Below are 25,039 nucleotides of genomic sequence, written 5' to 3'. Positions count from 1 at the left end.
CATGTTCTCCTCTATTTCTTTTTTCTAGTTCTTCTTTTGATATGAACTTCAGTTGGTTTCAAAATCATTGCACTAAAACCAGGTAAATCTAATTGAATCTGATAATCTAAATTCTTAAATTGTGCCTTCTTAGTTGTCATGCTTTGCGCGTTTCTGTCCCAGTCGCCGCCAAATTCTTTTCTTGCACTATTGAAGACTTCATGATATTTACCGGAATAAGGAACACCAATTGTAAAATTCTTTCTCTCAACTGGTGTAAAGTTCAAAATAACAATTACAAAATCATGTCTAATTTTTCCTTGACGAATAAAGGATAAAACTGATTGATCTTTGTTATCGGCATCAATAATCTGGACAGATTCGGATTTTTGTTCCAATTGCCATAATGATGGTTCATTCAAATATAATTCATTCAGTTTTTGATCAAAATATTGCATCTTAGAGTTCAAATTATCTTTTAACTCTGCCCAATCTAAAGCTTCGTTATAGCGCCACTCTAGATATTGACCATATTCACTGCCCATAAACAACAATTTTTTGCCAGGATACGTCATTTGCAAAGTAAGCAAATTTCGCAACTCATCAAACTGTTTATTTCGTTCACCAAACATCTTATTCATAAGACTCTTTTTACCATGAACGACTTCATCATGTGACAGTGGCAAAATAAAGTTTTCACTCATTCGATACATAAACGAGAAGGTAGCAAGGTTAAAATTAAATTTTCTAAATAATGGATCCATTTGGTAGAAGCGTAGAATATCATTCATCCAACCCATGTTCCATTTAAAGTCAAAGCCTAAGCCACCATCTTCGATTCGACCAGTAATTTTGACTTGTGCTGAACTTTCTTCTGCAATCATTAAACTGTCGGGATGCATTCCTTTAATAGTTCGATTCAAATTCCTCAGAAATGCCATTCCTTCTAAATTACGATTACCACCATATTTATCTGGTTTCCATTCACCTGGTCCACGATCATAATCACGATAGATCATGTTGGAAACTGCATCGACTCTCAAACCGTCAAGATGATAAAATTCTAGCCAAAATAGAGCACTTGAAAGCAAGAATGATTGAACTTCTGGTTTTCCTAAATCGAAATTCAGGGCACCCCAGCCTTTGTTTTCTGCACGCCATTTCTCACTAAATTCATAACATGGAGTACCGTCATAATAAGCTAAAGCGTCATCATTAATACAAAAGTGACCTGGTACCCAATCTGTTAACACACCAATATTTTCCTTATGACATGCTTCCACAAAATCTTGTAATTCACGTGGTGTACCGTATGTACGTTCTAAAGCAAAATAACCAATTGTTTGATATCCCCAAGACGCATCTAATGGGTGAGCCGTCAAAGGTAAAAATTCAATATAGTTAAAACCTTGTTTCTTGACATACGGAATTAATTCTCTTTGTAAGTCCTTCAAAGTATAAAGTGAACCATCTGCATGTCTCTTCCATGAACTGGCATGAACTTCATAAATATTAATTGGACGAGCAAAGTGATTAGAACGCTTATTACGACCAAGCCATGCTCCATCACGCCAGCTTTTATTTGGCAATTGTGTAACAACAGCTGCATCCCCTGGACGTGGTTCAAGTTCCACTGCCATTGGATCCATCTTCATTACTTCACGACCATTAGATTGTTTAATTAAATATTTATACAACTGGCCTTGTTGGGGTAAATTGGTTTTTATCTCCCAGATGCCATCGGATAGAAGATACATTTCCAATGATTTACCCCAATCATTGAAATCGCCAACTAGCCATACTTTTTGTGCATGTGGAGCCCAAACTCTAAAAACATAAGTATTATCTTCAAGATGACAACCTAATATCTCTTGCAGATACAATTCATTTCCCGAAGCAAATCTTTCAATTCGCTGTTTAACATTCACCATCTTTCTCACACTGCTTTCTCCAGAACTAAAAATAATTACTCTCTTAGAAAGCGTTTACTTGAATTGCAAATAAGTACTCTCTTCGATTTTTATTATACACTACTTATCCGTATTTTAGTTAAAAAAATGAGAGTTTACTATATTGTTAGTAAACTCCCCTATTTTCTTTATTAATTTAAGTTAATCTTTTAAGTCTTGATAGTAATTATATGCAGCTTGACCTGCAACACTACCTTCACCTACAGCATTTGCAATTTGACGCAAATCTTTTTCACGAACATCCCCTAATGCAAAAACGCCTGGAACTTTAGTTTCCATATGTTCGTTAGTAGGAATCCAACCTTGTTCATTTAAAATACCTAAATCTTTAAATGGTGCGGTTTGCGGTAAAACACCAACATAAATAAAGACACCAGCAGCTTTAAGTTCTTTTTCAGCTCCTGTTTCTTTATCCCGGTATTTAATACCTGTTACTTTATTCCCATCACCTAAGATTTCTTCGGTTTGTGCATTCCAAACGAATTTCATCTTTTTATTTGCAAAAGCACGTTTTTGCAAAGTAGGTTGAGCACGTAATTGATCACGACGGTGAACTACAGTTACGCTTTTAGCTAATTGAGCCAAGTAAATTCCTTCTTCAATTGCTGAATCGCCACCGCCAATTACAACTACATCTTCATCTTTAAAGAAAGCGGCGTCGCAGACTGCACAGTATGAAACTCCTCGACCTGAATATTCTTCTTCACCTGGCACATTTAAGTGACGATGATCAGAACCAGTCGCAATAATTAAAATTGGAGCACGATATTCTTTATCGTCATCTGTTTTAACAACTTTTTCGTCCCCGTCTAATTCAACAGATTGAACATTGCCATACTCATAATCCGGTTTGAACTTCATCAATGTATCATACATCTTCTGACTTAGTTCAGGCCCCTTAATTTCAGTAAAACCTGGATAATTGTCAATTGCATCTGTATTATTCATTTGACCGCCATATGGACCACGATCAAGTACCAAGACATTTAAATTAGCACGGGCAGCATATAAAGCTGCAGTCATACCACCAGGACCTGCTCCAATTACAATTGCATCATATTTATTGGCCATAAGTTCCACTCCTTTACTTACTTTTCATAAGTAAATAATACTATAGATTTAAATTATTGCCAATTATTTTGCTTAAATAATTAAAGACGAATTTCTGGCTTAGGTGCTCTACCCATCATTTTCTTGATTTCAGTAGCTACATCTGAATTTTCGTAAAGAACACGGTAAATCGCATCACTAATTGGCATATCAATGTTCTTTTCTTCACTAAGTTCATGAACAGCCTTAACAGTAGTAGCACCTTCAACAACTTGGCCCATGTTCTTTAAAACATAATCTAAGCTCTTGCCTTCACCAATTTGCTTACCGGCACGCCAGTTACGTGAGTTAACTGAAGTACAAGTTACGATCAAGTCACCAATACCTGACAAACCACTGAAGGTCATTGGTTTAGCACCAAAGTAGTTAACACCTAAACGAGTAATTTCTGCCAAACCTCTAGTCATCAAAGCAGCCTTGGCATCATCGCCATAGCCTTGACCTACTAAAATACCAGCAGCAATCGCAATAACGTTCTTAACAGCACCGCCAACTTCTACACCGATTAAATCATCGTTGGTATAGAAACGAACATAATCATTTGAAAAGATCTTTTGTACTTTCTTTGCATTTTCTTCATCTGTTGAAGCACATGCAATAGCCGTCAAGTCTTTTTGAGCAACATTTTCTGCATGACTTGGTCCAGAAATAGCAACAATCTTATCTGAATCATTAGGATAAATTTCTTCAGTTAAGATCTCTGAAATAAGTTTCTTGGTACCTGGTTCAATACCCTTAGTAGCTGTTACTAAAAGTGGCTTTTGACCAGTCTTGTCCAAAACCTTACGAACATTTTTAGCTACGATTCTTACGGCTTTAGTTGGCAAAACGAATAATACAAGTTCTGCACCATCAAGTGCTTCTTCCAAATCACCAGTAGCCTTGGCATTTTCGTTAAGCTTCCAATCCTTCATATAATGGCTGTTAGTATGAGTAGCATTAATTTCTTCATTAACACTTTCAATGTTGCCGTAAAGAGTTACATCATTACCATTATCAGCTAACATTGAGCCTAATACTGAACCCCATGAACCGTTACCTAAAACTGCAATTTTTGTCATTTTTTATCTCTCAATCTTTCTAAACTGATTTTCCTATTAATCTCTCGTATACGGATATTTTAATCCGCTACCTTCTAAATACCATTTAGGTTTAACAACTTTACGCCGATAAATCCATAAAATTATTGTAGCAATAAAGAGGATTAAACTTAATGCCTGTGATACACGTATTATACCAAAAATGTATAGGCTATCTGTTCTCATCCCCTCAACAAAGAATCTTACTACACTATACCAAAGAAGATAGGTCATGAAAACTTCTCCTTGCTTGAAGAAATGTGTACGATGCCGTAATAACAAAATTAAAATCAAGCCAATTAAATTGAAAAAAGATTCATAAAGAAAAGTTGGCTGATAATAAGTGCCACCTATCTTCATCTGTTGAATGATAAACTCCGGCAAATGCAAACTTTGCAAAAAATGTAATGTAGTAGGACTACCATGTGCTTCTTGATTAACAAAGTTGCCCCAGCGGCCTAAGATCTGAGCAGCCATTACACCAGGCGTAATGATATCTAACATCAAAAACGGCGGTAGGTTTCTTTTGTGACAAAAGATGAGTAAAACTATTAATCCAGCAATTAAACCACCATAAATAGCGATTCCACCATTCCAAATAGCAATTATTTGATCTGGATGGTGAGAATAATAGCCCCATTCAAAAATCACATAATAGATACGGGCACCCACATAGCCTAATGGAACTGCCCATAATAATAAATCAACGAAGTCATCACTAATAATTTGTCTTTTTTTGCCTTCATTGATAGCCATCCAAGCTGCTAAGACAATGGCCACAGCCATAATTATACCGTACCATTTGACGCTAAGATTACCTAATTGAAATGCAATAGGATTAATTACTAAATTAGTCATCATGTGGCACCTTATTTGCATCCTCTTTTGAGTGCTCTGAAATCAGACTGGTTAAATTATTATCAAAGGTTTGCGTAGCATCATACCCCATCTTCTTAGCTCTAAAGTTCATTGCAGCTACTTCAATAATAATTTCAATATTACGTCCAACCTTCACTGGGATATTAACTTGTGGAATAGGTACATTGCAAATCATCCGAGTATTTTCTTGAAAACCTAAGCGATCATAATTTGCTTTAGGATCCCAGTTAACTAAGTTGATTACCAACTGAATTTCAGTTCTATTTTTAACAGCACCAGCACCAAATAAGTTCATGACATCAATAATACCAATCCCTCTGATTTCCATTAAGTGCTTTAAAATCTTAGGTGCTTCACCAACAACAGTATTGTGATCTTTCTGAAAGGCATCTACTCGGTCATCAGCAATTAATCTATGGCCTCTTTGAACTAAGCCCAAAGCAGTTTCAGATTTACCAACACCAGAAGCACCAGTTAAGAGAACACCCATACCCTTAATTTCAACTAAAACACCATGGATACTAGTTCTTTTAGCCAAACGTGCACGCAGATATTCCGTTAAAATACTTGAAATATAAGTCGTGGATTCTCTAGTTTGTAAAATTGGAATATGTGCTTCCTCAGCTGCAGCAGATAATTCTTCAGGTACAGGCAATGAACGTGAAATCAAAAAGCAAGGGGTAGCTTTAGTAGCCATTTTTGTAAAAACATGTGTCCGGATATCATGATCAAGTCTAGCTGCATATGAAATTTCAGTCCGCCCTAACAATTGAATACGCTGTGCTGGATAGAAATCAAAATAACCTGTTAATTCCAGACCTGGACGATAGATATCTGAAACCAAGACTTCTTTATCTTTAATACATTCTTCACCTTGAAAAATATCAAGAATGCTCTTGTTGTCTTGGATCAACTTACTTAATTTAACCGCATTAGCCATAATAATGACCTCCCAACTATTTATTGATATCCTTTGTAGTTACATTACGAGCATGCTTTCTGCTCTGCGTTTGAGTGGTACTTGCCTTAAACCAATCAAAATAAGAACTGCTGCTTGGCATATTCTCTTTATTTCTTTTACCGGCAATCCAGTAAATAAGCCAGATGATCGCAATAGCAATTAAAGCTACTGGTAAAAGAAGAATAAAGGCCTTAAAAAGCACAAACAGTAAACTTAAAATAATTACCGCTACTAAAACGAGCGTGACAATTCCTAAAAAACTCATTTTTTCACCTATTCTGGATTTTCTTGACTAAGTAGCCACTGCAAATATGAATAAATAAATGGTTGCAATTTACCATCCATTACGCCATTTACATCTGCTGTTTCATAACCAGTTCGCAGGTCTTTAACTAAATTGTATGGATGGAAAACATAGGATCTAATCTGTGAACCCCATCCAATTTCTTTTTGATCACCTTTAAGGGCCTGTTTTTGTTTCCGCTTTTTTTCTTCTTCTAAGTGAAACAACTTTGCTCTTAATTCATTCATTGCAGTTTCACGGTTTTGCAATTGTGAACGCTGTGCTTGAGAAGTAGTAACGATACCAGTTGGCAAGTGGGTAATTCGTACAGCACTAGAAGTCTTGTTAATATGCTGACCACCAGCACCACTTGAACGATAAACATCAATCCGTAAATCTTTCGGATCAATATCTATTTTAATACTGTCATCTACTTCTGGAATCACTTCAACAGAAGCAAATGAAGTGTGACGTCTTTTAGCCGCATCAAATGGCGAAATTCTAACTAAACGATGGACGCCATTTTCGGATTTAAGCATCCCGTAAGCATTTTTGCCTACGATTCTTGCACTAACGCTTTTCAGCCCAGCTTCTTCACCTGGTTCATAATCATTAATTTCAAACTTAAAGCCAGCACTATCACAATAGCGTTGATACATTCTTAACAACATTTGACCCCAGTCCATGGCTTCTGTACCACCAGCTCCTGGGTGAATTTCAAGCAACGCATTATGATTATCGTATTTACCAGATAAAAGCAAGTCTAATTCATAGTTGTGGAATTCTTCCTGCAAATTAGCTAAATCATTTTCTGTTTCTTTTTGCAAATCCGCATCTGGTTCTTCTCGCAATAACTCTAATGCAGTTGAAACATCTTCATAGCCTTTTTGCAGTTTTAAAAATGAATCTCGCTTTTCCTTTAAAAGATTATTGTCATTAATTAATTTTTGCGCTTTTTCTTGATCATTCCAAAAATCTGGTTGAGCCATCTTGGCTTCATTTATTTCGATGCTTTCATCAATTGCATCGAGGTCAAAGAGACCCCCTAAAGTGATTTAAACGCTTCTTAAGCTCGTCTAACGCACTTTGAATTTCACTAATTTCCATAATTTCTTCCTTTTACTGCAAAAAAAGGGAAGCTATTAACTCCCCTTCCTTTTTATTAACGACTAAGATTTTGTCTAATTTCAGCCTTCATGAACAAACGAGTTACATCAAATTCAATATTTGAAATCATTTCTTCAAACATTCTGTAACCAGAATCTTGATATTCAACCAATGGATTAAGTTGACCATAACCACGAAGACCAATTGATTGACGCAATTGATCCATAGCATCGATATGATCAGTCCAACGGTCATCTACGACACGCAAGATAACAACCTTTTCGAATTCAAGCATTTGACTTGGATCACCCAGAGCCTTCTCCTTGTCTTCAAAGTTCTTCTCTACAATGTCGTATAACTTCTTCTTCAAATCTGCAACGCTAATTGTCTTAAAGTCAATTGAATCAGTTACTTTTTCACTAGTTAAACTTGAAGAAATAAAGTCTCGTAATGAATCAAGACGCCAGTCTTTTCTATCACCTTGGGTAAACATGTTAACTTGGTGATCAATTGTACGATGAATCATTGGAACCAAAACATTCTTTAATGATTTATCTGCTTCAATAACTTGCATTCTTTCACCATAGATGATTTCACGTTGAATACGCATAACATCATCATATTGCAAAGTTTGCTTACGAGTATCGTAGTTATTACCTTCAACACGCTTTTGAGCAGATTCTACTTGACGAGTAATCAAACGACTTTCAATAACCTTGTCATCATCATTATCTGACAAACGATCCAAGAAGTCCTTAACACGATCACCACCGAAACGCTTCATTAAGTCATCTTCTAGTGACAAGTAGAATCTAGTGTAACCTGGGTCACCCTGACGACCAGAACGACCACGAAGCTGATTATCAATACGACGTGATTCGTGTCGTTCAGTACCAATAACAGCTAAACCACCAAGTTCTTTAACACCAGGCCCTAACTTAATATCAGTACCACGACCAGCCATGTTAGTAGCAATAGTTACAGCACCACGTTGACCAGCGTTCATAATAATTTTAGCTTCCTTAGCGTGGTTCTTGGCGTTTAAAACAGCATGAGGAATACCAGCTTCATCAAGCATCTTGCTTAAACGCTCAGAACTTTCAATAGCCACAGTACCAACTAGAATAGGTTGACCAGTTGCGTGACGCTTTTTAATTTCATCAACAACTGCCTTAAATTTTGAATCTAAAGTTGGATACAAAATATCAGGCATGTCTTTTCTAGCAATTGGACGGTTAGTAGGAATCGTGATTACCTGCATGTTATAGATTTCACGGAATTCTTCTTCTTCAGTCTTAGCAGTACCAGTCATACCAGACAACTTCTTGTACATTCTAAAGAAGTTCTGGTAAGTAATTGTAGCTTGCGTTCTTGATTCTTCTTGAATCTTAACGCCTTCCTTAGCTTCAATAGCTTGGTGCAAACCATCTGAATAACGACGGCCTTCCATTACACGACCAGTAAATGAGTCAACGATTAATACTTCACCATCTTGGACAACATAATCGATATCCTTAAGCATAATGTAGTTAGCACGAAGGGCTTGATCAATATGGTGAACCAATTTCTGGTTTTCAACATCATACAAGTTCTTTAAGCCAAAATGCTTGCAGGCCTTTTCAATACCAGTTCTAGTAAGAGAAATCGTCTTCGTTGGCCAGTCGATCTTGTAATCACCATGATCTTCATCATCGTCTGCATCATCATCGCTCTTGTCTTCGGTTAACGTCTTAACAAAGCGATCGGCACGGATGTAGTCGCTGTTTGCTTGTTCAGCTTCACCAGAAATAATCAATGGAGTTCTAGCTTCATCAATCAAAATAGAGTCAACTTCGTCGATAATTGCGTAATTTAATGGACGTTGTACCATTTGTTCCTTGTAAACAACCATGTTGTCACGCAAGTAGTCGAAACCTAATTCGGAGTTGGTTGAGTAGGTGACGTCACAGTTATAAGCTTCACGCTTCTCATCTGGTGACATTGAGTTCAAGTTCAAACCAACAGTTAAGCCAAGCCACTTGTAAAGTTGACCCATTTCTTCTTCGTCACGACTAGAAAGATATTCGTTAACAGTAACAACGTGAACGCCCTTTCCTTCAAGAGCATTCAAATAAACAGGCATTGTCGCTGTCAAAGTCTTACCTTCACCAGTCATCATTTCGGCAATGTTACCAAAGTGAAGTGCAATACCACCTAAAATTTGAACGTGAAATGGGTAAAGCCCTAAAACACGCTTAGCACCTTCACGAGCAACGGCAAAAGCTTCAGGCAAGAGTTCATCCAAAGTTTCACCTTTTTTAAGACGGTCACGAAATTCTGGAGTTTTAGCTTGCAATTGTTCGTCAGACAACTTGCTCATTTCTTCAGCATGAGATTCAACTTTAGCTGCAATTTTTTCAAATTTCTTAAGTTCTCTTTTATCGTCGTTATATAGTTTTCTTAAAATGTTTACCATTAAATCGGTCCTTATATGTCGTAAAGTCTAAAAATACAGATTAATTTTAACATGATTGCTTGTAAAAGAAAAATATTCCAATTAAAAAACCTCACGTATGAATAAACGCGAGGTTTTTATCATTAATGAGTATTTTAACTCGATTATTCGTTAGTTTCAATTAAACCGTAACGACCATCGTTTCTGCGGTAAACAACGCTAGTACCGTTAGTTTCAGCATCTTCGAATACGAAGAAGTCGTGTTCCAACATATCCATTTGCAAAATTGCTTCTTCTGGATCCATTGGCTTTAAGCTTACGCGCTTGTTACGAACGATATCGAATTCGCTAGGCTTCTTTTCTTCTTCTTCGGGTTGTTCAACGAAGAAGTCTTGCATACCCTTTTCACGGCTCTTTCTGTTTACACGAGTCTTGTATTTTCTAATTTGACGTTCAAGTTTTTCGGAAACGAAGTCAATGCTACGATACATATCATCCGTGTTTTCTTCAGCTCTCAAAACTAAGTATGGTAAAGGAATAGTAACTTCTACCTTAGCAGAATGATCACGGTACACTCTCAAGTTTACGTGTGCAATCACATCTTGACTCAATTCAAAGTATTTCTCTAACTTGTTTAACCGTTTCTCAACATAGCTTCTTAAAGCATCAGTTACTTCAATATTTTCTCCACGAACATTGTACTTTAACATATAAGATTCTCCTTTCACCGCAAAGCGGTTTTATCTTTACAAACTTATTATACCAAAAGATGAAAGCGTTTCATAATAAATCTAGCGACAAATTGAAAAGCTTTCAATTTTTGCTTCTGGAAAACCTTCTTGCAAGCAATCACGGGCATGGTAGAGCGTTCTGCCTGTTGTATAAATATCATCTAAAATCAGGATTTTACCTGTTCTTATATTTTCGTTTACTTTGACATTTTTATCAATGAAAAAGGCTTGCGGCGTTTTAAGCCGTTCTTCCTTGTTTTTCTCTCCCTGTGCATGACTACCTGCTTTTTTACCTAAAAGCGGCGTAAGAGTCAAAATATCGTCATAGATAGCTGAAATTGTATCAAATTGTCTCTTCTTTTTATGTTCAGGAGAAGTAGGCACCGGAACATAATAATCAAATTGGATTTTCTTCAAATATTCAAAACACAATTCTTGTAAAACTTCCCGCAAAACATAATCACCGCGCCTTTTATAAGCAACCATTAAATCATGAAAGGCAGCATTATATCGATAAAGTGCATGATTACGCAAAACATTCCCATGATATAAACTTTGCCAGTTTTTACAATCAATACAAACTAATCCATTTTCCATATTTTTAGAGCAGATTGTACAACGATTATCGGTTAATTTTTCAAATTGTTTTAAACAGTACAAACAAATTTTAGTTGGACGAAATTTTTTCAATGAAAAAATTTGAGCAAAATAGACTGGTGGAATAAATTCTTGTTCACATAATAAACAGTTTCTCATTGATTCATTTCCTTAATTTGTTTGATACTGCTCCGAATATTTTTAGTATAGCGATGATAACAATATAAAACTAACCCATTACGGTCATCTTTTGCTCGACCAACTCGCCCAGCTATTTGAACCAAACTAGCTGCAGTATAAATTGGATCATCGGCAGCAATAATAATCACCCAGACGTTTTTAAAAGTTACCCCACGTTCCAAAATAGTTGTGGTTAACAACAAATTCAGCTTGCGATCACGAAAGGCTTGCACTTTTTCCAACCGTTGTGGATCCTGTGCATGTACTCCTGCTATCTTAATTTTTTCATCTTTTAGTTTTTCTACTAAAACCTGTAAATAAACCGGGATCTGTTCAATTCGTGGCACAAATAAAAGCAAAGGATGTCCACTTCGAATTACTTTTTTAATCTCAATCAGCAATTTAGAGTGAATCTGTCCTCTTTTATTTAAAAAGGGTTTAATAAAAAGTTTTTCCTTAGGCACTGGCAAAAGTCCACCGTGAAAACGGCGATTCAATTTTAAAATCTCCAATTGTCCCTGTTTAACTTCTTTTAGCAAATCAGTTGTTGGCGTAGCCGTTAGATATACTCTAACTCCACTTGTTTTCACTGCATTTTTAGCCGCAAAATGCAACTGAGGATCACCCACATACGGGAATGAATCTACCTCATCAATCACTAACAAATCAAAAGCTTGATAAAACTTCAATAATTGATGCGTTGTACAAATTGTTAATTGTTCTAATCCCGGCTCTTTAAATTCTCGCCCATGATATTTGCCAATTTGAATCTCAGCAAAAGCTATTTCAAAACGTGGAAACAGCTCATTTACCACATCAATTCTTGGTGTAGCAATACAAGCTCTTTGACCATTTTTCATACATTGAGCAATTAAGTTAAAAAGCATTTCCGTCTTTCCTGCACCAGTAACTGCGTGAACTAAGCTATTTTTCTTTTGTTTAAAATTTTGAACCAAACTATTCGAGATTTCTTGTTGCAGCGGTGTTAATTGTCCTTTCCAAGTCATGCCACCATTTTCTATCGCCTCAAAGGAATAGTCACAGTTTTTCCGAACCAAAATAGCTCCTTCATCAATCCGTCCTAATCCAATACAACCACGGCAATACCGCTTACCATTGGGCAAACAATATTTAACTTCACTGCCACATCGATTGCATTTTCCGTTTTCAATTGCTGGGATTTTGCTGCATCTCACAAATATGCTAGAATCCTCTTGACTAGCAATCCATTGACGACCCAATAATAGAGTTGAATCTTCCATTTTTCTCACCTCTATTATTTATTACGCAAAAAGAGGCGATTTTTTTGTCAGAAAAAGAAAATTTTTTAACTATCAAAGAAAATGGCTCCGTTGAATTAGTTATCAAAAAAAGTAGATTCATTGCCACTATTGCTAGAACCACTTCAACTGATGAAGCTAATAAATTTATTCAAAAGATTTCTAAACAGTATCGGGATGCCACTCATAATACTTTCGCTTACACAATCGGTCTAAATGATGACCAAGTTAAAGAAAGCGACAACGGTGAACCTTCAGGAACTGCAGGAGTTCCTGAACTTAAAGCATTACAATTAATGAATCTGAAAAACGTGACTGTTGTCGTTACTAGATATTTTGGTGGCATTAAATTGGGCGCTGGCGGGCTCATCCGCGCTTATTCCAACAGTGTAACTAATGCTGTCGAAAAGATAGGTGTAATCAAACGCGTTCTTCAACAAGAATTAATTTTCAGCGTACCTTATAATCGTTTTGATGAAATTGATCACTATCTAAAAACCAATAAAATTTTTATTGCTAACGCAGAGTATGGCGTAGATGTTAAGATCCATATTTTCTTAGATGATGATAATCAAGAAAATACTAAGAATGATCTAACCAACTTACTCTCTGGTCAAGTAACTTTTACCAAAGGCGAGAAACGCTACAATGAAATTCCAGTAAAAAGCAATAATTATCATGAACAGTAAAAAACGTTTAGCAAATTTTGCTAAACGTTTTATTTTTGATCTTTTTTACTTTTTAATTGATTTGGTTTTTCATCACCTAAGTGCCAAACTTCAACGGTTGGATCCGTCTTACTCTTCTGATTAATAATTTTTTGAATCAAATTCATTAAAGGATGATACTTTTCACCTAATAATCCAATTGATTCTACGAAATATTCAAGCGCAATTACTAAACCAAGAATAAGAAGCCAAGTGCCCCATGCTGGTGACAATAAGAATAAAAGCGAAATAAACGAGAAAACTAATGACAAAGCATAGATCGTTAAAACTGTTTGTCGATGAGTCAAGCCCATTCGCATTAATTGATGATGCAAGTGATGTTTATCCGCTTCTGAAATTGGCTTTTTATTCAATTTGCGTCGAATCATCGCATAAACTGTATCAGTAATTGGAACACCTAAAATAATAATTGGGACCAACAACGAAATAAAAGTGACATTTTTTAGTCCTTTTAAAGACCATACGGCAATCATAAAGCCAATATACAGTGCACCAGTATCACCTAAAAAAATCTTGGCTGGATGGAAATTATATGGCAAAAAGCCCAACAAACAAGCTGCTAACATAAAGCAGGCAATTGGTACATAAAGCTGGTGCGTATGCAAAAAGAAATATCCGACAATCCCCATTGTCGTTAACGAAATCATTGATACGCCATCAGCTAAACCATCCAAACCATCAATCAGGTTAACTGCATTCGTTAGAGCAAGAATCCAAAAAATAGTAATTGGAAAACTCCACCAACCTAAATTAATCTCATGTGGGATAAGCGGCAGTTTTAGTACATTCATTCTAATGCCAGCTAAGAAATAAATAATCAATGATGCGATAAAAATCCCAAACATTTTTTGTCTAGGTTTTAATTCAAGAATATCATCAATTAATCCTGTTAGTACAATTACACTTGAAGCAAGCAGGATTGAAAAAATCTCATGAGTAGGAAATTGCTCTCGTAAAAGCACAAATGCACCAATATTAAAAGTAACAAAAATGCCCAGTCCCCCAATAGTTGGCATTGGTTTCTTATTAACACGACGAGCATTTGGATTATCAACAGCCCCTAACACAAAGGCAAGCCGCCGAATAAATGGCGTAATTGCCGCTGAGATAATTACTAATAAGAATAATTCAACAATAATTTTAAACATATATGGCTACTTTCCTTATTTACTTGTTTTAATTATACAAGTAGACAAGAATTTGTACAAATAGCAAAAAAGGTTTGGAACTTTTATTCCAAACCTTTTAACTTACTTAGCAATCGCTACAACTCGTTTTTCACGGATAACGGTAATCTTGATATTACCTGGATAATCCAGTTCTTTTTCTACTTGATTACGGATATCACGTGCCAAAATAACTGTACGATCATCTGAAATTTCATCAGGTTCAACCATAACCCGAACCTCACGTCCAGCTTGAATAGCATATGCTTGCTTGACGCCTTGGTAGCTCTTAGCTATCTTTTCTAGCTCAGTCAAACGTCTGATGTAATTCTCCAAACTCTCGCTTCTTGCACCTGGACGAGCCGAAGAAATCGTATCTGCTGCAACAACAAGTTCAGCAATAAACGATAGCTTAGGCACATCACCGTGGTGTGCAGCAATCGCGTTAACTACAACATCAGGTTCATGATATTTACGTGTTAATTCAACCCCAATTTCTACATGGGAACCTTCAATATCATGATCGATGGCTTTACCTATATCGTGTAATAATCCCGCGCGAACCGCTAACTTTTCATCTAAGCCCAGTTCCGCAGCCATAGTACCTGCTAGCTTCCCAACTTCAATTGAGTGTGACAAAACATTTTGTCCATACGAAGTACGATATTTCAAGCGGCCTAGTGTCTTAACTAGCTCTGGATTCATTCTATGAATACCAAGCTCCATCAAAGCACTTTCACCTGCTTCATAAATATCATCATTAACTTCTTTTCTGGCCTTATCAACCATTTCCTCAATTCGAGCTGGGTGAATTCTACCATCTTTAATCAAACGTTCCATTGCTCTCTTAGCAATTTCTCGTCTAATTGGATCAAATCCGCTTAATGTAACAACCTTTGGCGTATCATCAATAATTAGGTCAATACCAGTCAAAGCTTCAAATGAGCGAATATTACGGCCTTCACGACCAATAATTCGACCCTTCATTTCTTCATTTGGTAAATCAACAACAGAAACAGTGGTTTCAGCCACAGTATCTGCTGCACTGCTTTGAATAGCATCAACAATAACTTGATTAGCATAATGATCAGCTCTAGCCTTAACTTCTTCGTTACTATTTCTGATCATCTCGGCACGTTCTTTGACTAGTTCATCAGATAATTGATCAAGCACAATCTTCCTAGCTTGTTCTTTATCTAATTTAGCTACGTCATATAGCTTTTGCCGTCTATTTTCTACTAACTCATCAGCTTCAGCCAATTTTGCCTTTAGGCTAGCATCTTGCTGCTTTAATTGGTCTTCCTTTTGCGTGAGTCCAGCTTCTCGTTCATCTAATAAAGAATTCTTATGATCTAAGGTATCTTCACGTTGTTGCAAACGGTTCTTTTTCCGAGCTAAATTGTCTTTCTTAACATTCAATTCATCTTCGGTTTTTTGCCTAAAATCACGGATTTGTTCTTGAGCTTCAAGAATTTTTTCTTTCTTAGTATTTTCAGCACTTTGTTTAACAGCTTCCGCTGCTTGCTTTTGTGCATTAACTTCAGCTTCAGCAGCAGTTACCTGTGCCTTAGCATCAGCCAAAATGTGGTCAGCATCATTCTGCGCATTCTGAGCTTTCTGTTCCCAAGAATGCTTACGAATCGCATAACCCAACACTGTACCCACCAAAATCGAAACAATGGCAGTTGCGACGGGAATCATAATTATTGTATTCATGATTACTATCGCCTTTTTTTAGAATTATTCACACAACTTTTATGATAAAGAACCTACGAGTCCATGTCAATCTACATGAAAAAACCTTGGAAGATAATTCCAAGGTTCATATCACTTTTTATTTTGTCTTTTCAGCGTCTTTAGCATCTGTTGAAGCTTTTTTCTCTTCCTTAGCTTGTGCTTCTTCACGCTTTTCCTTTATTCTTTCAGGATTTTCACGATCAGCAATTGATTGCTTATCAATACCATAAGCTTTTCTAACCTGCTCTTGAATATCTTGATAAATATCTGGGTGTTCTTCAAGATATTTCTTAGCATTCTCGCGGCCTTGTCCAATTCGATCGCTCTTATATGAATACCACGAACCTGCCTTATCAATAATATCCTTATCAGCAGCCATGTCGAGCAATTCACCACTTTGTGAAATTCCCTTACCATACATGATATCTACTTCTGCTACCTTAAATGGCGGAGCAACCTTGTTCTTTACAACCTTAATTTTGACACGATTACCAAGAACTTCACCAGATTGCTTAATTTGTTCTGCTCTTCTTACTTCAAGACGAATCGTGGAGTAAAACTTCAAAGCACGACCACCTGGCGTAGTTTCAGGATTACCAAACATAACACCAACTTTTTCACGAATCTGGTTAATAAAAATGGCAATCGTTTTGGTTTTAGAAATAGTACCAGATAACTTACGCAAGGCTTGACTCATTAAACGTGCTTGCAAACCCACGTGAGCATCCCCCATCTCGCCTTCAATTTCAGCACGAGGTACTAATGCAGCTACTGAGTCAACTACTACAATGTCAATTGCTCCACTCGAGATCAAAGTATCGGCAATCTGCAGCCCCTCTTCACCAGTGTTAGGTTGAGATAAAATAAGTGAATCAATATCAACGCCCAAAGCTTCCGCATAAGCAGGATCCATTGCATTTTCGGCATCAATATAAGCAGCTGTACCGCCACGTTTCTGTACTTCAGCTACAGCATGAAGTGCAACAGTAGTCTTACCAGATGATTCAGGACCATAAACTTCGATAATACGGCCACGAGGATAGCCACCAACACCAATGGCAGCATCCAAAGCAAGTGAACCTGTTGACACCGTTGAAATTTGCGTATCAGCTTTTTCACCCATACGCATAACAGCACCTTTACCAAAGTTCTTTTCAATTTTCTTGAGCGCTGCATCTAAAGCAGCCTTTTTTTCATCTTTGGCCATTTCGTCCTCCTAATTTTTTGTACTTAATAATTATACTTTGTCCAATATCTAATTTGCAAGCAAAATGCAAACTAATGTTCAAAATATTTAGCCTACACTATTTATTACGCAAAAAAACGTGTTTTTTTTCCGAAGAAACAAAAAAAGAAGCAAATTCATGCTTCTTTTAATATATCTTTAATTGTAGTTTTTTACATAGAGCCCTTGAATACTCCCCATGATTGATGGAAATAATCATAACCTGAGTAAATAGTAAAGATCAATGCAAGATAAAGCAAGATAGTACCAATGTGCCAGAAATCCCCAATTAATAAGAAAATAATTGAAAGCATTTGGCAAGTTGTTTTAATCTTCCCGGGCATCTTAGCTGCCAAAACTTGACCTTTGTTTTCAGCCAAGATTAAACGCAAACCAGTGACTGCTAATTCACGACAAACAATAATAGCTACAACCCATGCTGGAGCTAAGTTTAATGAAACCAAGAAGATAAATGCGGTCATAGTAAGTATCTTGTCAGCTAATGGATCAGCAAACTTACCAAAGTTAGTAACCATATTGCGTGAACGAGCAATATGGCCATCAAACCAATCAGTTGCAGAAGCAACAGCGAAAACGATCGCAGCAATTACACGACTCCACACAACAGTTGAACCTGCTGCTACGACGCTAGCATTGCCACCAAAAATAATAATTAACATAAATACTGGAATCAAAAAAATTCTAAAAACAGTAAGTTTATTAGGTAAATTCATTCTTTGTTGTTTTCTCCTAAATTCTAATTGCCATTATTTCCGTTTCCGCTACTATTGTTACCAGAGGTATCACCACCGTTATTTTGAGTAGTAGTTGAGGATTGAACAGTAGAAGATTGAGTATTTTGGCTACTCTGCGTATGTGACTGACTACTTTGGGTAGTTGTTGTCGAAGATTGCGTATGTCTGCTTTGAGTAGTTGTACTATTATTTGTGTTGTTCGATCTGCTTTGAATTGAGCTTTGACCAGTTGAATTATTGTTATTCTTATAACTAGAAGTATTACTATTATTGTGATGATTATTAGGTTGACCATTTAAACGGTTGGTGCGGTCCACCGATTTCTTAGCATTACCAATTAATAAAGTAATAATTCGATATGCATTATTTGGCACAAATGGTATCTTTTTACCAGCAATAGTAATAGAGGTACCATTATCATTACCTAATGTTACTACTACACGATGTGCATTTGACGGAAGAGTGATTATATGCTTTTGTTTTGCAATTAAGGTTGATTGCCATGTAGTATATCCGTCAATTGAGACACTAGCAGAAATATTTCGTGTAGAACCAGCATGCACGGTTAAATGACGATTCTTTTTCAAACCAATAACTCGATATTCATTATTATTAATTTTCTTTACTTTAACTGGATTTACAGTAATCTTCTTTTTTGGTTTCTTAGAAGATGACGAGGACTTCTGGGATGAAACTGTTACTCTATTATTTTCATCAGTTTCATTATGGTGACCACCTGATGAAATCTTGGCATATAACACATAAACAACTAAGACGAGAATAATTACACCCAGACCAATCGCAATCCGAGGTAAATAATTCTTCCATAGTTTTTTCGTATTATCTGTAGTCTCATGTACCTCTTCGCTCTTATTATCAATGGAATTTTCCACATACTCATCTGGCTTAGCTTCTGGGACATCTTCATGATAATCACTGAGTAATTCTTTGCCATCTAATCCAACAACTTGAGCATATTGACGAATAAATGCTCTAACATAAAAATCACCTGGGAGCTTATCAAATTCATTTTTTTCAATTGCGATCAGATATCTACTTTGAATTTTTGTTATTCTTTCAACATCTTCAATTGAAAGCCCTTTTACTTCTCTAGCTTCTTTTAGTTTATCTCCGATATTTGTCATGTTTACCTCTTCCAAATTAATTTTAACAAATTGAGTATACCATAAAATCTTTACAATAACGTCTTAGTTATAAAAGCCAGCCGCCAGTAACATAAATTGTCTGTCCAGTAAGGTAGCTATTACGCTTGTCTAATAACGTTTTAACCCAGTATGAAATATCCTTTCCTTTTGCCCAACGACCTAAAGGAATTTCTTCTTGAACCTTTTCAATCGTATTTTTAGAAAAGATTGCATTCATATTTGTTTTTACAGCACCTGGCGCAATTACATTAACAGTCAAATTATTAGAAGCTACTTCACGAGCATAAGCCTGTGCAAAACGGGTGAGACCACCCTTCGTTGCACTATAAACTGACTCTAATGCACTACCATCACCGCCATAAACAGAACCTAGATAAACAATTCGACTAAAACTCTGTTTCATCAGCTGTGGCTCTAATAATTTAGTAAGCTTTATTGGTACCGCGAGATTTATTCTAATTAATTTAGCAATATTTGCAAGGTCTTCATCACCCAAAAAGCCATAATTGGTAACGCCTTGAGCAAACACAGCTGCATTCACTGGTAAAAGATTTTGTACAAATTCAGTTAATTGTTCATCACTCGAATTGAAATCTAACTGTATCGGCATAAAATCTTGGTTTGGATATTTATCAAACAAGTCTTGAGCCAGATTCATTGCAAATTGTTCTTTCGAATTATAGTGCAAGTAAAGTGACCAACCGCTAGCAGCTAAGTCTCGACAAATATCCTGCCCTATTCCACCAGTTGCTCCAAATACAATCGCTCGCTTCATTCATTTATCACCCCTTATTAGGATCTAAATAAGCAGAACAAATTGCACTCTCTTTCATAATTTGTTGGCAAACTTGATTAAATTCATCAAAGCTCATAACCTGTAATTTCTTCAGATTTAACTCTAGATTCTCATCATCCAGATTTTCTTCAATCATTTCAATTGCCAACGATGAAAGATCATTAATAGTTCTAACAGTGCGCGCAAACCATTCTTCCTTTTGCAATGCAAAATTATTTTCAATAAAGCGATATTGATCAGAATTTTTAATTAATGGCTCTGTCAAAATCTGCTTTATTTTTTTTATTGCTTCGTTTGCTTGTGGACTCACGCCAAAAATAGTTGCAAAGTCGCCCTGTCTTGTGTAATTAACTGAAATTTGAAGAGGATTGGTCAACAATTTTTTAGATCTCATCTCTTCAAACCACGGTCCCATCACACTTAATTTTGATTCTAACACTATTTCTAATAGAATTTGAGTCAAATCAAGACTTGATAATACTTTCTTAAAGTTTTTAAAGCGAATGCCCACACCAAAAACATTAGAATCCCCTTGAACAGGTAAAACTTGATCCTTCATTAAGCCATTAGGATGTTCAATCTTGCTTGAAATTGCTTTTCTTCCTTCCAAGTATTTTGCCTGCAATTTACCTACTTGCCGTAAAATTGTTTGCACCTGATTATTAGAAAAATCACCACAAGCTACAAATTGCATTTTACTTGGCACATAATTTTCTTCATAGGCAGCGGTCAAATTTTGCTTAGTTATTTTTCCAATTGATTCTTCAGTACCTACTACTTCTGTCCCAAGATTAGAATGATCAAACATTCCCGTCATAATTGCATTATTGACGCTCCAAATGGGATCATCCTTATACATAGCTAATTCTTGCTTAATAATTGGCGCCTCTTTAGCAATATTCTGCTTGGTAAAACATGGTTCACCTACTAATTCAAATAATAAATCTATCATTTTAGGCGTATGTTCAATGCCACTACAATAAAACATAGTTTCATTGAAAGACGTAAAAGCATTGACATCAGCACCAATGTTTTCAAATTTAAAAGAAATATCTCCATCTTTTTTAGCGAACAGCTTGTGCTCCAAAAAATGAGCTGAACCTGCTACTTTTTGCGAGTCGCTACTACCAAAATCAATAATGATACCAAAAAAGCGTTGATAAAAGTGGGGCTTCAAAATTACTTCCGCTTTAAAACCTGATTTATATTTTCTTTTTATTATCTTAGGTGTAATCATTTTAAAACATAGCTTTCATTAAAGAATAAGTTTTGTACAAAATCGACCAACTGATGTGGAGTAGCTCGTTTAATAGCAGCTTCACGATCAAAATTCAAATAATCAGGAAATAGCTCTCCACGCAATGCCTGCCCTAATTGCCAATTCTGACTATCTAAGCCAATTTTAGTATTACGCTGTAAAGCCTTCTTCGATTTTTTAAACAACTCTTCATCGATTTGACCATCCGCAATTTTTTGCATTTCATTGAAAATAATTCGTTTAGCATCTTCTACTTTAGCTGGATCAAGCCCCGTATTCACTAGAAACAGACAATTATTAGCAAAATTAGTTGCACCAACATCATAGGCAGCTCCTAATTCTTCACGAATTTGACTAAATAATTTAGAAGATTGATCTCCTGCCAAGTATTGACTCAGAAGCATCCCTACAATCTGACCTTGATAAGTGATCTTTTGCTTAAAGCCAAAGCCCATTAGCAATTGAGCCTGAATATTATTTTGTTCGTCAACCTTTTCAATAGGATTATTTTCTACAGGAATAGTTAAATCATCTACCTGAAATTGCTTGATAATCCCTGCACCTCTAAAAGAACTATCAACCAGTTTAGTCAAAAGCTGGTTATCCCTGCCCATGCCAATCACTGCCATTGGAACATTGCGTAAACTATCAATGAAATTATCCATTTCTGTAAAACCAGCATTTTTAATTTCATCAATAGAACCCATAAAGTTTTCCGCATAATCAGGACGATCACGATACCATATCTTAAAGAAACGATTAATTGCATAATTTGATGGCTGCTCCATCAATTCACGATAGTCATCTTCAAGTTGTCTTTTAGCATACGCAAACCAATCACGATCATACGAAGGCGATTCAATAATCTGACTTAATGTTTTTACTATTTCATCATACGTATAATCAGGATCAAGTACCTCAGTTGGTTCAACAAAATTAGCATAATAAGTTAAGATAATTTCTTTACCAAAAAGCTGCGGCATAATATCCAATTGCAAATCATATAATTCGGCTAACTTTTTCTGCTGAGCAGCCAGTGTAGGATAAGCCAATGACGTATTCATTTGTAAACGTGCAAGCAAACTGGCAAAAGCCAAATTATGATTAGTCAGTGGCAAGCGCAAAAAACAGCCTAGTGCGGCTGTTGTAAATTTTTTGTTTTTTCTAATTGCAATATTAGTTGTTAGCATTGTTTGAATTACCTTCATTCTTTACTGGTGGAACCAACACTTGACGTGGCTTAGAACCTTCAGATGGACCAACAATACCTTTAGCTTCCATTTCATCTACAATCCTAGCTGCACGATTATAGCCGATTCTAAACCTTCTTTGCAGCATCGATACGCTGGCAGTTTGCTGACGACGAACGAGGTCTACAGCTTGATTATAGAATTCATCTTCTGGTTCATCCTTACCACCATTTTCACCAGAAGTACTTTCACCCTTCTTCGGAATCATGGTTTCGTCATAGTCTACTTTTTGTTGCTTCTTCACCCATGCAATAACACGTTCTACTTCATCACTGGCAATATACGCACCTTGAATACGCTCAGGCTTAGAAGCACCAATTGGCATATAAAGCATATCACCACGCCCTAATAGCTTTTCTGCTCCAGTTTGATCTAAAATTGTTCTTGAATCTACCCCACTGGAAACAGCAAAGGAAATTCTGGATGGCACATTCGCCTTAATCAATCCAGTAATAACGTCAACACTAGGACGCTGGGTTGCCAAGATCATGTGAATACCAGCAGCACGAGCCATCTGTCCTAAACGAACGATTGCACCTTCAACATCATGACCACCGACCATCATCAAGTCACTAAGTTCATCTACAACTACCAAAATATATGGCAAGGGCTTCATTGCAGGCTTAGACTTATCCTGATTATTTTCAGCTACCTTTTGGTTATATTCACCCATATTACGCACGCCACCGGCTGCAAAAAGCTTATATCTGCGTTCCATCTCTTTAACGACTTTACGCAAAGCATTAGCAGCTAATTTGGCATCAGTAACAACTGGGATCAACAAATGTGGAACCCCATTATAAACCGACAACTCAACCATCTTAGGGTCAATTAAAACCAACTTAACTTCTTCAGGTCTAGCTTTCATCAAGATGCTGGCCAAAATCGTGTTGATTGCAACAGATTTACCAGAGCCTGTCGACCCAGCAATCAATAAGTGAGGCATTTTAGACAGATTAGCAGAAATGGTACTTCCTGTAACATCCTTACCTAAAGGCACATCCATTGGATTCTGCTTAGATTTCTTGTCTTGGTGCTCCATTACATCTTTAAAGGATACTACTGAAGTAGCGCGATTAGGTACTTCAATACCAATAAACGGTTTACCTGGAATCGGAGCTTCAATACGAATATCCTTAGCAGCTAGTGCTAATGCTAAATCATCAGCTAAGTTTACAATTCGACTAACTTTAACCCCAACGGCTGGTTGAACTTCATATCGTGTAATAGTCGGTCCTAAAATAGCCCTTTTGATAATTACCTTGACACCAAAGCTTTTAAAAGTTGACTGCAAAATTTGCGTGTTTTTCTTAATTAAGTCACGATCCGCACTTTGATCTGTTGACTTAATCGGATCAAGCAAACTTAAAGGTGGCATTTTATAAGCCATATTTACTGGTGTTGTTTCTGTCTTTAACTCACCATGATCTACTTGTCCTAACTCTTGTTGCAACTTTTGGTCTTCTTCAGCAAATGAATGAGACTTTGGTAGCTCTTTTTCATCAGATTCATCATGTTGAGGAGCAATCTGAATTTGTGGTTCCGGATCTGGCTCTGGTTCTGGTTCAGAGGCTGGTTCCGGTTCTACATCTTCTTCCGTAGGCTGAGGCTTTTCTTCTGGTTCTTCTTCAGGATCAAAGTCAGCTACATCAGGAAATATCGGTTTATCATGATTAGTTTTATCATCTTGTTCAGCTAATCGTTGTTGTCTTCTCTTTTCTAGTACATCCCCGTACTTATTTTTTAGCTTAACACCAGCCTCTTTATTCCTTTGAATAAATAATTGGCTAACAGATTGAAACTTTTCAATAATTGTCCTAAATTTCACATCAAAGAACATTAAGATGCCGATTGGTAGCAATAATGCCGCAAAAATACGTACGCCCCATTGACCAAGCAATGGATAAAATATTTGATAACCTAAAGAACCAATAAATCCACCACCAACATCTTCTGTTACGCCAGCACGACCAAATTCAGCACTCATTGCATGCCAAAACGAATTCAAGAAACCACTGTTCACAAGCTCATGTTCAAAATAAAGGCCACTTTGCATAAGCAAAATTCCAAAGAACGCCAAAATTAAACCTAAGCTACGCTTAATTGTGAAATGGATTGGTTGATTATAAATTACATTAACTAAGCCAAACACAGCCAATAAACCACTAGCAAACAAATAAGAATCACCAACTAACATTCGAATTAAGTTAGCAACTTGTTTGCCTAACATGCCAAATCTGACAACAGCCAACACAGATAACAAAATTAAAATTAGGCCAATAATACTCCAATTTAAGTTTTGCTTTTTAGTTGTTTTTTTATTTTTTCTCTTTGTTCTTCTTTTTTTCCTTTTTACAGGCATGTACTC

General features: G+C 36.4%; 21 protein-coding genes. 1 reads left to right on the top strand and 20 read right to left on the bottom strand.

Annotated elements, in window-relative coordinates; translation table 11 throughout:
* Nucleotides 1–11: 11 nt before the first annotated feature.
* From glgB to FC57_RS02560, 11 genes are all read right to left on the bottom strand, one after another.
* Entirely contained in the window at nt 12–1,910 is a 1,899-nt protein-coding gene (gene glgB, locus FC57_RS02610; protein ID WP_007125245.1) for a 1,4-alpha-glucan branching protein GlgB, read from the bottom strand.
* A 180-nt stretch (nt 1,911–2,090) separates the two neighbouring features.
* Nucleotides 2,091–3,020: a thioredoxin-disulfide reductase gene (trxB, locus tag FC57_RS02605; protein WP_007125244.1), complete on the bottom strand. Its 930-nt coding sequence runs from the start codon at nt 3,018–3,020 to the stop codon at nt 2,091–2,093.
* Nucleotides 3,021–3,100: 80 nt separating this feature from the next.
* Nucleotides 3,101–4,120 (bottom strand): NAD(P)H-dependent glycerol-3-phosphate dehydrogenase, encoded by a 1,020-nt coding sequence (locus FC57_RS02600; RefSeq protein ID WP_007125243.1) that lies wholly within the window; start codon nt 4,118–4,120, stop codon nt 3,101–3,103.
* 36 nt (nt 4,121–4,156) lie between these two features.
* Nucleotides 4,157–4,996: a prolipoprotein diacylglyceryl transferase gene (lgt, locus tag FC57_RS02595; RefSeq protein WP_040529420.1), complete on the bottom strand. Its 840-nt coding sequence runs from the start codon at nt 4,994–4,996 to the stop codon at nt 4,157–4,159.
* Nucleotides 4,989–5,957 carry an HPr(Ser) kinase/phosphatase gene (gene hprK, locus FC57_RS02590; RefSeq protein WP_007125241.1) on the bottom strand — a complete coding sequence of 323 codons (969 nt, stop codon included), beginning with the start codon at nt 5,955–5,957 and terminating at the stop codon, nt 4,989–4,991. The genes lgt and hprK overlap by 8 nt, the downstream gene beginning before the upstream one ends.
* Before the next feature lie 16 nt (nt 5,958–5,973).
* Nucleotides 5,974–6,243 (bottom strand): hypothetical protein, encoded by a 270-nt coding sequence (locus FC57_RS02585; protein WP_007125240.1) that lies wholly within the window; start codon nt 6,241–6,243, stop codon nt 5,974–5,976.
* 8 nt (nt 6,244–6,251) lie between these two features.
* Nucleotides 6,252–7,368 (bottom strand): peptide chain release factor 2 gene (prfB, locus tag FC57_RS02580; protein ID WP_148449527.1). Its coding sequence is split into 2 segments (ribosomal slippage): nt 6,252–7,295 and nt 7,297–7,368, totalling 1,116 coding nucleotides; the frame shifts between segments, so codons are not numbered across the junction.
* Between the two features lie 55 nt (nt 7,369–7,423).
* Complete coding sequence (gene secA / locus FC57_RS02575) at nt 7,424–9,823, bottom strand: preprotein translocase subunit SecA (protein WP_007125238.1); 2,400 nt, start codon at nt 9,821–9,823, stop codon at nt 7,424–7,426.
* 143 nt (nt 9,824–9,966) lie between these two features.
* Nucleotides 9,967–10,512: a ribosome hibernation-promoting factor, HPF/YfiA family gene (gene hpf, locus FC57_RS02570; RefSeq protein ID WP_007125237.1), complete on the bottom strand. Its 546-nt coding sequence runs from the start codon at nt 10,510–10,512 to the stop codon at nt 9,967–9,969.
* Nucleotides 10,513–10,593: 81 nt separating this feature from the next.
* Complete coding sequence (locus tag FC57_RS02565; RefSeq protein ID WP_007125236.1) at nt 10,594–11,289, bottom strand: ComF family protein; 696 nt, start codon at nt 11,287–11,289, stop codon at nt 10,594–10,596.
* Complete coding sequence (locus FC57_RS02560) at nt 11,286–12,572, bottom strand: helicase-related protein (RefSeq protein WP_007125235.1); 1,287 nt, start codon at nt 12,570–12,572, stop codon at nt 11,286–11,288. The genes FC57_RS02565 and FC57_RS02560 overlap by 4 nt, the downstream gene beginning before the upstream one ends.
* Before the next feature lie 44 nt (nt 12,573–12,616).
* Here FC57_RS02560 and FC57_RS02555 point away from each other — a divergent pair, with 44 nt between their 5' ends.
* The gene (locus FC57_RS02555) at nt 12,617–13,279 is read left to right on the top strand and encodes a YigZ family protein (RefSeq protein WP_007125234.1); all 663 of its coding nucleotides are present in this window, start codon (nt 12,617–12,619) and stop codon (nt 13,277–13,279) included.
* 29 nt (nt 13,280–13,308) lie between these two features.
* Here FC57_RS02555 and FC57_RS02550 read toward each other — a convergent pair whose 3' ends face one another.
* The 9 genes from FC57_RS02550 to FC57_RS02510 form a co-directional block, all read right to left on the bottom strand.
* The gene (locus FC57_RS02550; protein WP_007125233.1) at nt 13,309–14,466 is read right to left on the bottom strand and encodes a glycosyltransferase family 4 protein; all 1,158 of its coding nucleotides are present in this window, start codon (nt 14,464–14,466) and stop codon (nt 13,309–13,311) included.
* Nucleotides 14,467–14,568: 102 nt separating this feature from the next.
* Entirely contained in the window at nt 14,569–16,200 is a 1,632-nt protein-coding gene (gene rny, locus FC57_RS02545) for a ribonuclease Y (protein ID WP_007125232.1), read from the bottom strand.
* 118 nt (nt 16,201–16,318) lie between these two features.
* Entirely contained in the window at nt 16,319–17,428 is a 1,110-nt protein-coding gene (recA, locus tag FC57_RS02540; protein WP_007125231.1) for a recombinase RecA, read from the bottom strand.
* Between the two features lie 191 nt (nt 17,429–17,619).
* Nucleotides 17,620–18,180 carry a CDP-diacylglycerol--glycerol-3-phosphate 3-phosphatidyltransferase gene (pgsA, locus tag FC57_RS02535; protein ID WP_007125230.1) on the bottom strand — a complete coding sequence of 187 codons (561 nt, stop codon included), beginning with the start codon at nt 18,178–18,180 and terminating at the stop codon, nt 17,620–17,622.
* A gap of 23 nt (nt 18,181–18,203) precedes the next feature.
* Entirely contained in the window at nt 18,204–19,346 is a 1,143-nt protein-coding gene (locus FC57_RS02530; RefSeq protein ID WP_007125229.1) for a helix-turn-helix domain-containing protein, read from the bottom strand.
* Between the two features lie 67 nt (nt 19,347–19,413).
* Entirely contained in the window at nt 19,414–20,142 is a 729-nt protein-coding gene (gene ymfI / locus FC57_RS02525) for an elongation factor P 5-aminopentanone reductase (protein WP_007125228.1), read from the bottom strand.
* A gap of 7 nt (nt 20,143–20,149) precedes the next feature.
* Complete coding sequence (locus FC57_RS02520) at nt 20,150–21,400, bottom strand: M16 family metallopeptidase (RefSeq protein WP_007125227.1); 1,251 nt, start codon at nt 21,398–21,400, stop codon at nt 20,150–20,152.
* Entirely contained in the window at nt 21,397–22,611 is a 1,215-nt protein-coding gene (locus FC57_RS02515) for a M16 family metallopeptidase (RefSeq protein WP_040529349.1), read from the bottom strand. The genes FC57_RS02520 and FC57_RS02515 overlap by 4 nt, the downstream gene beginning before the upstream one ends.
* Nucleotides 22,598–25,033 carry a DNA translocase FtsK gene (locus tag FC57_RS02510; RefSeq protein WP_007125225.1) on the bottom strand — a complete coding sequence of 812 codons (2,436 nt, stop codon included), beginning with the start codon at nt 25,031–25,033 and terminating at the stop codon, nt 22,598–22,600. The genes FC57_RS02515 and FC57_RS02510 overlap by 14 nt, the downstream gene beginning before the upstream one ends.
* Between the last annotated feature and the right edge of the window lie 6 nt (nt 25,034–25,039).

Source organism: Lactobacillus ultunensis DSM 16047, from assembly GCF_001436305.1.
Classification (GTDB): Bacteria; Bacillota; Bacilli; order Lactobacillales; family Lactobacillaceae; genus Lactobacillus; species Lactobacillus ultunensis.
This window is presented reverse-complemented; position numbering and strand designations above follow the sequence as displayed.